The organism is Micrococcus sp. PSi08, assembly GCF_054960655.1.
The window spans coordinates 31,151-43,347 of sequence record NZ_JBHNYP010000004.1 but is presented as its reverse complement, the minus strand read 5'-3'; the positions used below and the strand labels follow the sequence as shown (position 1 = coordinate 43,347).

The 12,197-nt window shown below is 74.9% G+C and carries 14 protein-coding genes; 4 read left to right on the top strand and 10 right to left on the bottom strand.

The window, feature by feature from the left end; all coding sequences use genetic code 11:
* Positions 1–7 precede the first annotated feature (7 nt).
* The gene (locus tag ACFI33_RS02155; protein WP_127435156.1) at positions 8–262 is read right to left on the bottom strand and encodes a glutaredoxin family protein; all 255 of its coding nucleotides are present in this window, start codon (positions 260–262) and stop codon (positions 8–10) included.
* Positions 263–297: 35 nt separating this feature from the next.
* Here ACFI33_RS02155 and ACFI33_RS02150 point away from each other — a divergent pair, with 35 nt between their 5' ends.
* Complete coding sequence (locus ACFI33_RS02150; protein WP_462623704.1) at positions 298–1,116, top strand: spermidine synthase; 819 nt, start codon at positions 298–300, stop codon at positions 1,114–1,116.
* A 15-nt stretch (positions 1,117–1,131) separates the two neighbouring features.
* On the opposite strand, the gene ACFI33_RS02145 is transcribed toward ACFI33_RS02150, so the two are convergent.
* Positions 1,132–1,641 carry a MarR family winged helix-turn-helix transcriptional regulator gene (locus tag ACFI33_RS02145; RefSeq protein WP_127445973.1) on the bottom strand — a complete coding sequence of 170 codons (510 nt, stop codon included), beginning with the start codon at positions 1,639–1,641 and terminating at the stop codon, positions 1,132–1,134.
* A gap of 24 nt (positions 1,642–1,665) precedes the next feature.
* Between ACFI33_RS02145 and ACFI33_RS02140 the strand changes: the two genes are divergently transcribed.
* Positions 1,666–2,901, top strand: a complete 1,236-nt coding sequence (locus tag ACFI33_RS02140) for an MFS transporter (RefSeq protein ID WP_127435475.1) — start codon at positions 1,666–1,668, stop codon at positions 2,899–2,901.
* A 39-nt stretch (positions 2,902–2,940) separates the two neighbouring features.
* Here the strand turns inward: ACFI33_RS02140 and ACFI33_RS02135 are convergent, their stop codons facing one another.
* The 3 genes from ACFI33_RS02135 to ACFI33_RS02125 form a co-directional block, all read right to left on the bottom strand.
* Positions 2,941–3,972: a DMT family transporter gene (locus ACFI33_RS02135; protein ID WP_127435474.1), complete on the bottom strand. Its 1,032-nt coding sequence runs from the start codon at positions 3,970–3,972 to the stop codon at positions 2,941–2,943.
* A gap of 17 nt (positions 3,973–3,989) precedes the next feature.
* The gene (locus ACFI33_RS02130; protein ID WP_127435473.1) at positions 3,990–4,553 is read right to left on the bottom strand and encodes a GNAT family N-acetyltransferase; all 564 of its coding nucleotides are present in this window, start codon (positions 4,551–4,553) and stop codon (positions 3,990–3,992) included.
* A 91-nt stretch (positions 4,554–4,644) separates the two neighbouring features.
* Positions 4,645–5,220: a hypothetical protein gene (locus ACFI33_RS02125; RefSeq protein WP_049144900.1), complete on the bottom strand. Its 576-nt coding sequence runs from the start codon at positions 5,218–5,220 to the stop codon at positions 4,645–4,647.
* Between the two features lie 248 nt (positions 5,221–5,468).
* On the opposite strand from ACFI33_RS02125, the gene trpB reads away from it, so the two are divergent.
* Both trpB and ACFI33_RS02115 read left to right on the top strand, forming a co-directional pair.
* Positions 5,469–6,770, top strand: a complete 1,302-nt coding sequence (gene trpB, locus ACFI33_RS02120) for a tryptophan synthase subunit beta (protein WP_201749612.1) — start codon at positions 5,469–5,471, stop codon at positions 6,768–6,770.
* Positions 6,771–6,824: 54 nt separating this feature from the next.
* Complete coding sequence (locus ACFI33_RS02115; RefSeq protein ID WP_236649799.1) at positions 6,825–7,526, top strand: ZIP family metal transporter; 702 nt, start codon at positions 6,825–6,827, stop codon at positions 7,524–7,526.
* 30 nt (positions 7,527–7,556) lie between these two features.
* Here the strand turns inward: ACFI33_RS02115 and ACFI33_RS02110 are convergent, their stop codons facing one another.
* The 5 genes from ACFI33_RS02110 to ACFI33_RS02090 all read right to left on the bottom strand — a co-directional run bounded on the left by ACFI33_RS02110 (position 7,557) and on the right by ACFI33_RS02090 (position 12,193).
* Positions 7,557–8,477 carry an SDR family oxidoreductase gene (locus ACFI33_RS02110; RefSeq protein WP_127435367.1) on the bottom strand — a complete coding sequence of 307 codons (921 nt, stop codon included), beginning with the start codon at positions 8,475–8,477 and terminating at the stop codon, positions 7,557–7,559.
* Positions 8,478–8,690: 213 nt separating this feature from the next.
* Entirely contained in the window at positions 8,691–10,322 is a 1,632-nt protein-coding gene (locus tag ACFI33_RS02105; RefSeq protein ID WP_462623703.1) for an amidohydrolase, read from the bottom strand.
* 80 nt (positions 10,323–10,402) lie between these two features.
* Entirely contained in the window at positions 10,403–11,572 is a 1,170-nt protein-coding gene (locus ACFI33_RS02100) for a cystathionine gamma-lyase (protein WP_462623702.1), read from the bottom strand.
* Positions 11,573–11,708: 136 nt separating this feature from the next.
* Positions 11,709–11,888, bottom strand: coding sequence for a Rossmann-fold NAD(P)-binding domain-containing protein (locus ACFI33_RS02095; protein WP_238693426.1), 180 nt, complete (start codon positions 11,886–11,888; stop codon positions 11,709–11,711).
* The gene (locus tag ACFI33_RS02090; RefSeq protein WP_462623701.1) at positions 11,885–12,193 is read right to left on the bottom strand and encodes a hypothetical protein; all 309 of its coding nucleotides are present in this window, start codon (positions 12,191–12,193) and stop codon (positions 11,885–11,887) included. The genes ACFI33_RS02095 and ACFI33_RS02090 overlap by 4 nt, the downstream gene beginning before the upstream one ends.
* Positions 12,194–12,197: the final 4 nt, after the last annotated feature.

The window sequence follows — 12,197 nt, the reverse complement described above, 5'->3', positions numbered from 1 at the left end:
CCCGACCTCAGATCAGGCCCAGCGCGGTGAGCTTGGCCGCGGTCTCCTCGTTGGTCGGCTCCACCTGGTGGTCGCCGTCGGGGAACACGACCACGGGGATGTTCTTCCGGCCGGAGATCCGCTCGGCGGCATCGGCCTGGGCCGGGTCGGCGACGAGGTCCACGTAGTCGTAGGCGATGCCGAGCTCGTCGAGCTGGCGCTTGGTGCGCAGGCAGTCGCGGCACCAGTCGGCGCCGTAGACGGTGAGGACGTTCTGACTCATCCGTCCAGCGTACTGAGGGGTGGGATGCTGGGGGCATGCCCGCCCAGCCCTCCCCCTCCGGCCGCACCGTCCACCTGTCCACGTCGGGCGTGGACGCCCGCATCGCCCCCGACGAGTTCGGCGGGTTCGTCCTGGAGATCGGCGGGGCCGTCCAGTCCCACGTGGACCTGGCCGACCCCGCGCGCATCCGCTACGAGTACCTGCGCCGCATGGCCCACGTGCTCGACGGCGTCGCTCCGGCGGGTGCGCCGGTGCGGGTCCTGCACCTCGGCGCGGGCGCGCTGACCCTGCCGCGCTACCTCCAGGCGATCCGACCCGGCTCGGAGCAGACGGTGGTCGACCTGGACCGGGAGCTCGTGTCCTTCGTGCTCGCCGAACTGCCCCTGCCGGCGGGCACGGACCTCGTCTCCGTGGTCGCGGACGCGCGCCTGGCCGCCGTCGACCTCGCGATGGACGGGGAGCGGTTCGACGCCGTCGTGCTGGACATCGGCACCGGCGAGGAGGGCGCCGAGCACCTGCGCGGCGCCGTGTTCCACGGGGAGCTGCTCGAGCTGCTGACGGCGGGCGGGGTGCTGCTGGTGAACATCGGCGACGACGCCGGCCTGCGCTTCCTGGGCGCCGAGCTGGGCGCCCTCGAGGAGGCGGCCGCCGAGGCCGGGGTGCCCGGCCCGTGGACGCTCGCGGACCAGGGGATGCTGGAGCGCCTGGACTGGGGCAACGTCGTGCTGGCCGCGGGGGCGCCGCTGGGAGAGGCCGGCTGCACGGAGCGCCTCGCCGCGGCGGGGCCGCATCCGGCGGCCGTGCTGGACCCGGCGGAGTCGGCCGCGCTGGCCGACCGCATCCGTCGCGCCTGAGGGCGGGCGCGGTGCTCAGGGCCGGGGGTCCTCCGCACCGGGGCCCGTCTGCGGCCGGGGCCACGGGTGACCCCGGCGCTCCTCCGCCCCCTCGTTGAAACGCCGCAGGAGCCTGCTGAACTCGACGACGTCCTCGGCTGGCCAGGAGGAGACGATCTGCGCCACGTTGTCCGCGCGGGAGCTCAGCTCCGCGGCGAGGCGGGCGCGCCCCTCCTCCGTGGGGCGGTGCAGCCGGGCGGAACCGCCGTCGGGGTCCGCCACCCGCTCGACGAGGCCGGCCTTCATGGCGGCGGCCACCTGCCGGTGGACGGTGGAGACGTCGAGGTCGAAGGCCTCGGCCAGCTCGGCGACGCTCATGGCCCCGCCCGCCTCCAGGCGGGCAAGCAGCACGGTGGCGCTGCGCTCCAGCGCGCTCGACCGGCCGTAGGGGGCCACCCCCTGCGTGGCCACCCGCAGCAGGAGCATGTGCTCGTACATGATCCCGCGGACCGGGTCGGCCCACGCCCCCTTAGGTGATTGCATCATGCAAACGATGCTACCTTTTGCATCATGCAAATCGCCGAGCAGGAACGCATCGCCTCGCCCACCTTCGTCCTCGCCTGGGTGGTCTCCTTCCTCCAGTTCCTCGCGTTCTACGCCCTCGTCACCACCATGGCCGTGTACGCGGTCCGGCAGTTCGCCGCCTCGGACGCCGGGGCGGGGCTGGCCTCGAGCGCCTTCGTCATCGGCGCCACCCTCAGCCGCGTGGTCACCGGCCACGTGGTGGACCGCTTCGGCAAGCGCCGCGTCCTGGTGGTGGCCCTGGTCGCCGTCGCGCTGTCCTGCACGCTCTACCTCGTCGCCTCCTCACTGCCGGCCCTCGTGGCGGTGCGCATGCTCCACGGCGCCAGCTACGCCTTCGCGAGCACCGCCGTCATGGCCCTGGCTCAGGCGGCCATCCCCGACGGGCGACGCGCGGAGGCCACCGGCCATCTCGCGCTGGGCACCACCCTGGCCACCGCGATCGGACCCGCCCTGGGGCTGTTCCTCGCCGGCTCCATCGGCTACGCGTGGCTGTTCCGGGCGACTCTGGGGATCACGGTGGTCAGCCTCGTGCTGGGCCTGCTGGTGCGCGAGGCGCCCGCCGCGGCGGGCGTCGACGGCGAGCGCGCCGCCGGCGAGGTCCCCCTGGAGCACCCCGCCCCCGCGGTGGGCTTCCGCCTGCGCTCCGTGCTGCACCCGGCGGTGCTGCCGATCAGCGGCTTCATGCTGCTGGTGGGCCTGAGCTACGCCGGGATCCTCACCTACCTGAACGCCTACTCGGTGGAGCGCGGGCTCACGGCCGGCGCCGGCCTCTTCTTCCTGGCCTACGCCGCGGCGATGCTCGTCATGCGCCTCACCCTGGGCACCCTGCAGGACCGCCGGGGGGACGACGCCGTCGTCTACCCCGCACTCCTCTGCTTCACGGCCGCGCTCCTGGTGCTGGCCTTCGCCACGCGCGACTGGCAGGTGGTGCTGGCCGGGGCGCTGAGCGGCCTCGGCTACGGCACGCTCATGCCCGCGGCCCAGGCGATCGCCGTGAACGCGGTGCCCTCCCATCAGCTCGGCGCCGGCATCTCCACCCTCATGCTGTTCGCGGACGTGGGGCTGGGCCTGGGCCCCGTGCTCCTCGGCGGGCTCGTGGCCTCGGCCGGCTACGGCGCCATGTACGCGGCCCTGGCGGGCGTGCTGGTGATCGCCGCCGGGTACTACTTCGTGATGCACGGACGCCGACATGGGCGGCGAGGGACCGTGGCCCGCGCCTGAGTCCCGCGCGGTGACGGCGGCCTGCCGCCGCGGGCGGCGCTATCGGCGCCGCGCAGGCCAGGACGCGAGCGCGACGGCGGCGAGGGCGCCCAGGGTGCCCAGCACCGTCGTCGTGGTGACCGTGGATCCGTCGGTGGGGGCCACCAGGTCCACCACGAGGGAGCCCAGGAGGTTGCCCGAGACCAGACCGAGGGTGGCGGCGAAGACGCCCAGGCGCGGGACGACCATGGCGCCCACCCCGATGAACACGCACCCCAGCGGGCCGCCGAGGTAGAGCCGCCAGTCGTGCGGCAGCGCGGGCATGCCGTGGCCGGAGGCCAGGGCGATCCCGCCCCACACGATCCCGAGGAAGAGGACGCCGGCGGTGAAGTTGACCAGGGTCGCCGGGATGGCGGTGCCGTAGGCCGTGGTCTGACGGGCGTTGAACACCTGCTGCCCGGCGGTGGCCAGGCCGGCCAGCAGGGGAAGCAGGGCCAACAGCGCCCAGCCGGGCCCGCCGCCGGCCTCGCCGAGCTTGGGCCACACCACGAGGGCGACCGCGGCCAGGGCGAGCGCCGCCCCCGTGAGGCGCCGCGGCGTCAGGCGCTGCACCCCGGCGGGGCTGAGCCCGAGCCGGTCCACGACCATCCCGCCGACCACCTGCCCGGTGACCACGGCGACCGTGAACACGGCCACGCCGAGGGGACCGATCGTCGCGGACTGGGTGAGCACCAGGAGCCCACCGATCACGCCCGCCACCGCGTACCACGGGCGCACGGACCCCGCGGCCAGGGCCGGGCGGATGCGGGCCAGGCCCCGGCGGCCCCGCGGCGTCAGCACGCTCACGAGCACCATGACGGCCAGGCCCGCCGCGAAGGAGCACAGCGCGGCGAGGACGGGGTCGCCCGTCAGGTGGGCGAGGCGGGAGTTGATGCGGCCCTGCAACGGCATCACGGAGCCGGCGGCCACCGCGAGCGCGAACAGCAGGGCGGTCGCCCGCGGGGAGGGGGCGTCCGGGCGGGCGGCGACGTCGGCCGGGCGGGGGCGGGAGGGCCCGCGCTCGGCGGACGGGGCAGAGGATTCGGGTGGCATCCCCCCGTTGTACACCCCTAGGCGGTCAGGCGCGCCTCGAGCCCGGCGCGCACCGCGGGCCACTCCTCGCGCACCACGCTGAAGTAGTCGACGTCGGCGATCGTGCCGTCCGCCGCCGGGCGGAAGCGGCGCAGAGTGCCCTCGAACGTCGCCCCCAGGCGGGCGATGGCGGCGTGCGAACGGGCGTTGCGGTGGTCGCAGCGCAGGGCCACCCGCTCCAGCGTCCATTCCTCGAACGCGTGCCCGAACAGCAGCAGCTTGCAGCCGGGGTTCACGGAGGTGCCCCACAACCGACGGGCGTAGACCGTGTGCCCCACCTCCACCCGCAGCCCCGGCACCAGGTCATAGAGGCTCGTGCGCCCCACCAGCTCCCCGCCCTGCTCGACGGCGAACGCGAAGGTGCCCTCCCGCTCGATCAGCTCGGCGAGGTGCGCGGACATGGCCGCGCCGTCCACCGGCAGGGGCGCGCTGTTCCCCGCCCACATGGCCGCGTCGACGAGCTCGCGCAGGGCGGGGCCGTCGTCGGGGGTGAGGGGGCGCAGGGTGAGGTCCCCGCGGGTGAGGACGATCTCGTGCTTCATGCACCCATCCTGTCAGCGGCCTCGGGGTGATCTCCCGGCACGACGAGACCGAGCGCCACGGACGAGGGCGTCGCCCGGGCGACCGGCCGGCTCAGAGCGTGGCGGACCGGCGGGCGGAGGCCCTCATGGCCGCGACCCGCTGCGCCACGGGGGCCTCCAGGGCGCCCGGCTGCAGGGCCGGGGCGAGGTCGGCGGCCACCTCTCGGGCGACCCCCTCGAGGGCGGAGGCGTCCTGGGCGACCCAGGCGCGCAGCGTCAGGTGCTCCCGCATCCACGCCGTGAGCGTCTGCTCGGACTCCGGGGTGAGGGTGAAGCCCGCCCCCGCCGCACCCGGGCTGGTGCGCTCCACGTCCAGGCCGAGCTCGCCCGCCAGCAGGGCGGCGAACGCCTGGCGCAGCGGTGAGACGCCGGTACGACCGGACTGGAAGGCGGCGCGCACCTCGCGGCACTGCAGGCTCTCGTCGGCCACGTCGACGGCGAGGACGTCACCGGCGGCGGGGGTGAGGCCCAGGGCGGCACGGGCTGACTCCTCGGCCACCACGGCCACGATGCCGGGCACTGCGGGGACGGCGGTGAGGAACTCGGCGTACCGCATGCCCGGAGTGGCGGCCAGCACGGCGGTGGCCTCGGCGGTCAGGGACTGGGTGTCGACGGCGGTGATGGTCATGGATCCAGGGTGAATCGCGATTCACTGAGACGGGGAGCGATGTCCATATTCTGAGATTTGCAGCCACATGGTGAGACTCGCGCCTGCCCCGATGTGCAGTACGCTGGCCCCATGCAGATGCGCGCGCAGCAGTGGTGGACCGCCTGAGGGCGGCCCCGGTCATGCGCATCTGACACGACGAGCCGCTCGCCTGCCGGGCGGCTCGGTCATGAGCGGCTCCGGCGGGCCCCATCCCAGGAGGACCCCCGATGACCCACCGCAACCCCGAGGACAACGCCCTGAGAGGCGCCGCCGAACCCCGCACCCTCGCTGAGGCCTGCGACCTTGTCACCACCCCGGACCTGGACGTCTCCGCGGACGGCATGTTCGGCCAGTACGGCGGCGCCCACCTGCCCCCGCAGCTGGCCGGCCCCATGGCCGAGGTCGCCCGCGCGTACGCCGAGGCGCGCCAGGACCCCGAGTTCTACGCCGAATACCGACGCCTGCTGCGCGACGCCGTCGGGCGCCCCTCCCCCCTGACCCCGCTGGACCGCCTCTCCGACGAGCTCGGCGGCGCACGGATCGTGCTCAAGCGCGAGGACCTGAACCACACGGGCGCCCACAAGATCAACCACACGATCGGCGAGGCGCTGCTCGCCAAGCGCATGGGCAAGCGCAGCCTGATCGCGGAGACCGGCGCCGGCCAGCACGGCGTGGCCCTGGCGACGGCGGCCGCGATGGTCGGCCTCGACTGCGAGATCCACATGGGCGCGATCGACGTGGCCAAGCAGCACCCCAACGTGGTGCGCATGCGCCTGCTCGGCACGAAGGTGGTCTCGGTGGAGCGCGAGGGCCGCTCCCTGAAGGAGGCCGTGGACTCGGCGTTCGAGGTGTACGCGGCGGACCCGGAGAAGTACCTGTTCGCGATCGGCTCCGTGGTGGGCCCGCACCCGTTCCCCACGATGATCCGCGACTTCCAGTCCGTGGTCGGCCGCGAGGCCCGCGCCCAGTTCCAGGAGCGGTTCGGGGCGCTGCCGAGCGCCGTCGTCGCCGCGGTGGGCGGCGGCTCCAACGCGATCGGCGCGTTCACCGCGTTCCTCGACGACGCCGACGTCGCGCTCGTGGGCGTCGAGCCCGGCGGCCGCTCCTCGGCCAAGGGCGAGCACGCGATGACCATGACCCAGGGCCGCGACGGCGTCCTCCACGGCATGGCCACCCTCGTCCTCGCCGACGACGACGGCACCCCGGATCCCGTGCACTCGATCGCCTCGGGCCTGGACTACCCGGGCGTCGGCCCACAGCACGCCCACTTCGCGCGCCTGGGCCGTGTCCGGTACGTGGCCGAGGACGACGCGGCCGTGCTCGACGCGTTCCAGCGGCTCACGAGGCTCGAGGGCGTCATCCCCGCGCTCGAGTCCGCGCACGCCGTGGCGCACGCGATCCGCCTCGCCCCGCAGATGGGCCGGGACGAGCGGATCCTCGTCAACCTCTCCGGCCGCGGGGACAAGGACGTGGACTACGTGGCCGAGAAGCTCGGTCTCACGGGCGAGGCGGACGAGGTCGTGCGGTGAGCTGAGGCGGCGGCCCGGCGTCGTCCCCGGTCAGCGCGTAGCCTGGCACGCGTGATGACCCTGATGTGGGGCGCGGTCGCCGCGTCCTCCCTGCTCGTGGGCGCCGTCCTGGCGACCCTGCGCCGCTGGCACATGGGCACGATCGGCCTCGTGCTCGCCTTCGGCGCCGGCGCCCTGATCGCGTCCGTGTCCTTCGAGCTCGCGGAGGCGGGCGTGCAGGCGGCCGGGCCCGCCGCCGTCGGCATCGGGCTGACGCTCGGCGCGGCCGCCTACTTCCTCGGCGACCGTGCAGTGGAGCGCTCCGCCGCGAGGTCCGGCGGCTCGTCCTCGGGCGCGGCGCTGACCGTGGGCGCGCTGCTGGACGGCATCCCGGAACAGATCGTGCTGGGCATCGGGCTGGCCGCGGGCGAGGGCGTGTCCCTCGCGCTGCTCGTGGCGATCTTCATGTCCAACCTGCCCGAGTCCATCGCCGCCACGGCCGACTCCCTCGACGGCGGCAAGACGCGTCGCCACCTGCTGATCCAGTGGTCGCTCGTGACGGTGGTCTGCGCCCTGGCGACGTGGGGCGGCGGGCTGATCGCCGACGTCGCCTCCCCCGCCCTGACCGGCGGCATCCAGGGCTTCGCGGCCGGCGCCCTGCTGGTCATGCTGATCGACACGATGATCCCCGAGGCCCGCGAGAAGGGCGGGGAGAGGGCCGGGCTCCTCACCGTGGTCGGCTTCGCGCTCGGCGCGTTCCTGTCCCTGGTGGTGTGACCGCCCCGGGACAGGAACGCCCGACTCCGGTCACGGGGTGGGCATGCCGCCGGTCACCGGGATGGTCGCGCCCACCACATAGGAGGACTCCGGCGAGGCCAGGAACACGTACGCCGGGGCGAGCTCGGTGGGCTGCCCGGCGCGGCCCAGCGGAGTGGACTGGCCGAACTCCGGCAGGGCCTCCGGCTTCTGGCCGCCGGAGGGCTGCAGCGGGGTCCAGATCGGACCGGGCGCCACGGCGTTCACGCGGATGCCCTTCGGGGCCAGCTGCTGGCCCAGGGCCTTCGTGAAGGTGTTGATGGCGGCCTTCGTGGCGGAGTAGTCCACCAGCTGCTCCGGGGCCATGTAGGCGACCACGGAGGTGGTGTTGATGATCGTGGAGCCCGGCTTCAGGTGCGGCAGGGCGGCCTTGACCAGGCGGAACTGGGCCAGGATGTTGACGTCGAAGGTGGCCTCGAGCTGCTCGTCGTCGATGTCCTCGATCGAGTCCTGCGCCACCTGCTTGCCGCCGTTGTTCACCAGCACGTCCAGCCCGCCGAGCTTCTCGACCGCCTGGGCCACGAGGTCGGCGCAGAACGTCTTGTCCCGCAGGTCGCCGGGGATCCCGACGGCGGTGCGCCCCTCCGCCTGCAGGACCTCGAGGACGTGCTGGGCGTCCTTCTCCTCCTCGGGCAGGTAGCTGATGACGACGTCGGCGCCCTCGCGCGCGAACGCGATCGCGGTGGCCGCGCCGATGCCGGAGTCACCGCCGGTGATGAGCGCCTTGCGGCCCTCGAGACGGCCGGTGCCGCGGTAGGACTTCTCACCCAGGTCGGCCTTCGGCGTCATCTCCGCGTCCAGGCCGGTGCCCGGCAGCGACTGCTCCGGCGGGCTGATCACGGGGTAGCGCTTCGTGGGGTCCTGCAGGGTGAGCTGGTCGGTGGTGGTGGTGTTCGCGTCGTCGTGCGCCACGGGGTGCTCCTCATGGTCTCGGGGCGACGCGCGGTCTGCGCGCCGTCCTCCGAGCGTAGGGAGCAACCCCCCAGCAGAGCCACGGCTGACCGCCGGGCCACCGGACATGCCCCACCCCCCTTCCGGGACGAGCCCTGCGATATGGCCCCCAAACGCGTGGTTTAGGGGCCATATCGCAGGGCTCGTCGCGGGGTGCCGGGCCGGGGCCGGGCGTCACAGCCCGCCGTGCACGAACTCCCCGCCCACGGCGGTGGCGACGACGTCGATCGCCGCGATCTGGTCGCTCGGCACCACGCGCGGGTCCTCGCTGAGCACCGTGAAGTCCGCGAGCTGGCCTGCGACGAGCCGTCCCTTGCGGCCGCCCCAGCCGGTCGCCTCCGCGGAGCCGACCGTGTAGGCGTGCAGGGCCTCGGCCACGGTGAGCCGCTCCGCGTCCGGGCCGTACTGCTCGCCGGTCTCGGTGCGGCGCAGCACGAAGTCCTGGATGACCTCCAGCGGGCGGCCGCCGGCCACGGGCCGGTCCGAGCTGCCCGGCAGCACCAGGCCCGCGCGCAGCAGCCGTCCGGCCGGGTACGACAGCACGGCCCGCTCCGGCCCGATCCGCTCCCGCACCGACCCGCCGAACGCGCTGATGAAGTTCGGCTGGGTGGCCATCACGACCTCCAGCTCGGCCATGCGGGCCACCTGATCGTCGCGGACCACCCCACCGTGCTCCACGCGGTGCGGCATCACGGGACGGCCGAACCGGCCCCGTGCCTCGGCGATCACGTCGAGCGCGAAGTCGAGGGCGGCGTCGCCGATCGCGTGCAGGGCCAGCGCCCATCCGGCGGCCGCCGCACCGAGGCACGCCCGGCGCATCTCCCCCGCGTCCTGCTGCAGGTAGCCGCGGCCGTGGCCGTGGCCGCAGTAGTCCTCGGTCATCGCGGCGGTCTGTCCGAGCATCGACCCGTCCGTGAACACCTTCGCCGGCCCGATCTGCAGCCACTCGTCGCCCACGCCCGTGCGCACGCCGGCGTCGAGGGTGAGGTGCGTGCCGTCGTCGGGATGGCCGTCCACCGGGTGCAGCGCGTCCAGGGTGACCATCGTCTGGAAGCGGGTGCGCAGCAGCCCCGCGTCCCGGGCGCGCTGATACGCGCCGAACTCGAGCGGGCTGTGCCCGATCCACCCGCCGGCCACCCCCGCATCCGTCACCGAGGTGATGCCCTCGGCCGCGTACTCCTGCGACGCCCGCGCCAGGCACGCGCCGATGTGCTCGTGGGACTCCGGCTGCAGCAGCCGGGTCACCAGGCTCATGGCGGTCTCCTCCAACAGACCGGTGGGCCGGCCGGCGGCATCCGTGAGGATCCGTCCGCCCTCGGGCTGCTGCAGCACCTGCTCCCCCACGCCGGCCAGGACCAGCACCGCCCCGGACACCGTGACGGCGTGGCCCGTGTTGTGGCGGATGAGCACGGGGCGCCCTGAGGCGGCGGCGTCGAGGCTGTCCCGGTCCGGCTGCGGGCCGGTGAGGTGGCCGGGGTCGAAGCCGGTGCACGTCACCCAGGCGCCGGGGCCGAGCTCGGCGGCGCGGGCGCGGACCCGGCGGTGGACCTCCTCCGCGGTGCGCGCACCCTCGAGGTCCACGTCCAGCCGGGACTGGCCGAACCAGACGCTGTGCGCGTGGGCGTCGTTGAACCCGGCCAGGACGGTGCGCCCCCGCGCGTCGAGGCGCTCGCGGGCGGTGAGGCCGTCGAGCTGCTCGTCCACCCCGACGACGGCGCCCCGCCACACCCCCAGCCGCGACGCCGCCGGGCGGGCGGGGTCGCCGGTGATCAGGTGCGCGTTCTCCACGATCAGGTCGAGCTGCATGGGGCGGGTCTCCTGGGGCGGGGCGGCGGGGGCTGATTCGCGAGCGTAGCCGGGCCCGGCTCAACCGGGCAGGGCCGGGCTCAGGCGGGCCCGGCCGCCGCGTCCAGCGCCCGGGTGAGATCGGCGAGCAGCTCCGCCGTCGGCTCCACGCCCACGGACAGACGCACGAAACCGTCCGGGACGTCGTCGCCCCAGCGGGCGCGGCGCTCGGCCGCCGTGTGCGTGCCGCCGAAGCTGGTCTGCGGCACCACGTACTGCGCCGCGGCGATGAACCGCTCGGCCGCCGCCGCGTCCGCGAACCGCAGCCCGACGAGGCCGCCCGCCGCCGTCATCTGACGCGCCACGACCTCCGCGTCCGGGTGGTCCGCCAGCCCCGGGTAGACCACGGCGCGCACCGCCGGGTGGCCCGCGGCCAGCTCCGCGACCGCCTGCGCCGAGGCGCACATCCGGGCGAAGCGGACCTCGAGGGTCTCGAGACCGCGGTGGATGAGCCAGGCCTCGTGGGTGCCCAGGATCCCGCCGGCCAGGGTCCGCCAGCCGCGCACCCGCGCCATCACCTGCGGGTCCCGGCTGGCCACGTGCCCGCCGAGGGCGTCCGTGTGCCCGTTGACGGCCTTCGTGTCCGAGGCCACGACCACGTCCGCCCCCAGCTCCAGCGGGCGCTGCCCCAGGGGGGTCAGCAGCGTGTTGTCCACCACCACGAGGGCCCCCGCGCCGTCCCGGCGGCCGTTCGCGTGGGCGCGGGCGGCGACGTCGGCCAGGTCCGCGACGCGCAGGCCGGGGTTGGAGGGGGTCTCGACGAACACGAGGTCGTAGTCGGAGAGGCCGGCGTCCGCGAGGCCCGGCGTGGACACGAAGTCCACGTGGACGCCGGCGGGCACGAGGTGCTCGGCGGCGAGGGCGCGGGTGGCGCCGTAGCCGTCCGAGGGCAGCAGGGCGCGGTCGCCGGGGCGGAGCACGGGCAGCAGGGCGGCGGCGATGGCCGCCATGCCGGAGGGGACGACGGCGACGTCCGCGTCCTCGAGCGCGCCGAGGGCGGCCTCGAGCGCGGCCCAGGTGGGGGTGCCCCAGCGGGCGTATTGGAAGGCGACGTCCGCACCGGGGGCGACGGGGGCGCCGTCGGGACCGGACCCGGGCAGGTGGAACGCGGAGGCGTGCACCAGCGGCGGGGAGATGGCGTCGCCGAGGGCCATGCCGTGGGCGCGGTGGTGGAGGACGGGGCCGAAAGCGGGGGGCTGCGGGGATGCCATGGGGTCATTCTGCCGGGGCGCCGGGCGCGGATTCACCAGAGGAGCTGACGGCCCCGGATCTGCCACCCGAAGCAACGCCGGTTGACTTATCGCGGGTCCTGGGCGCGAAGACCCGTGATAACTCAACCGGCGTTGCTCAGGACCGGGCGGATCGGCGTGAGGCCGGGGTCCTGGAAGGGGCGCCGGGTGCGGTGACGCCCTGGCGCGCCAGCTCGATCGCCACGGACCGCACGAAGCCCAGCTGCGCCGCCTGCGCCGTGTGAATGGTTCCCTTCACGTTGACGTCGAAGATCAGGTCGACGTCCTCGTCCGTCATGTCCGCGATCCGGTTTGGGGGTAGATGCCCGCGTTGGACGCAAGCACGTCCAGCACGTACGCGGGGAACCCGGCCTCGCGGGCGGCCGCGCACTCCTCGTCGGTCAGCCCCGTGACGGCGACCCGCGCCGCGGCGTCCCGCAGCGACGCGGCGATGCCGAACCCGATGCCCAGGGTGCCGCCCGTGACCAGCGCGGCCCGGCCGGCGAGCAGCACCGTGGCCGCGGGGGCGTCTGTGCGCGCGGCGGCGGGGCGGGTGTCCGAGTCGCCGACGGCGGTGTCGGTGGAGGTGGAGACGTCGGTCATGACG

Coding starts and splice junctions, on each gene's coding strand:
- ACFI33_RS02155 (WP_127435156.1), bottom strand. CDS start 262: ATGAGTCAGAACGTCCTCACCGTCTACGGCGCCGACTGGTGCCGCGAC.
- ACFI33_RS02150 (WP_462623704.1), top strand. CDS start 298: ATGCCCGCCCAGCCCTCCCCCTCCGGCCGCACCGTCCACCTGTCCACG.
- ACFI33_RS02145 (WP_127445973.1), bottom strand. CDS start 1,641: ATGATGCAATCACCTAAGGGGGCGTGGGCCGACCCGGTCCGCGGGATC.
- ACFI33_RS02140 (WP_127435475.1), top strand. CDS start 1,666: ATGCAAATCGCCGAGCAGGAACGCATCGCCTCGCCCACCTTCGTCCTC.
- ACFI33_RS02135 (WP_127435474.1), bottom strand. CDS start 3,972: ATGCCACCCGAATCCTCTGCCCCGTCCGCCGAGCGCGGGCCCTCCCGC.
- ACFI33_RS02130 (WP_127435473.1), bottom strand. CDS start 4,553: ATGAAGCACGAGATCGTCCTCACCCGCGGGGACCTCACCCTGCGCCCC.
- ACFI33_RS02125 (WP_049144900.1), bottom strand. CDS start 5,220: ATGACCATCACCGCCGTCGACACCCAGTCCCTGACCGCCGAGGCCACC.
- trpB (WP_201749612.1), top strand. CDS start 5,469: ATGACCCACCGCAACCCCGAGGACAACGCCCTGAGAGGCGCCGCCGAA.
- ACFI33_RS02115 (WP_236649799.1), top strand. CDS start 6,825: ATGACCCTGATGTGGGGCGCGGTCGCCGCGTCCTCCCTGCTCGTGGGC.
- ACFI33_RS02105 (WP_462623703.1), bottom strand. CDS start 10,322: ATGCAGCTCGACCTGATCGTGGAGAACGCGCACCTGATCACCGGCGAC.
- ACFI33_RS02100 (WP_462623702.1), bottom strand. CDS start 11,572: ATGGCATCCCCGCAGCCCCCCGCTTTCGGCCCCGTCCTCCACCACCGC.
- ACFI33_RS02095 (WP_238693426.1), bottom strand. CDS start 11,888: ATGACGGACGAGGACGTCGACCTGATCTTCGACGTCAACGTGAAGGGA.
- ACFI33_RS02090 (WP_462623701.1), bottom strand. CDS start 12,193: ATGACCGACGTCTCCACCTCCACCGACACCGCCGTCGGCGACTCGGAC.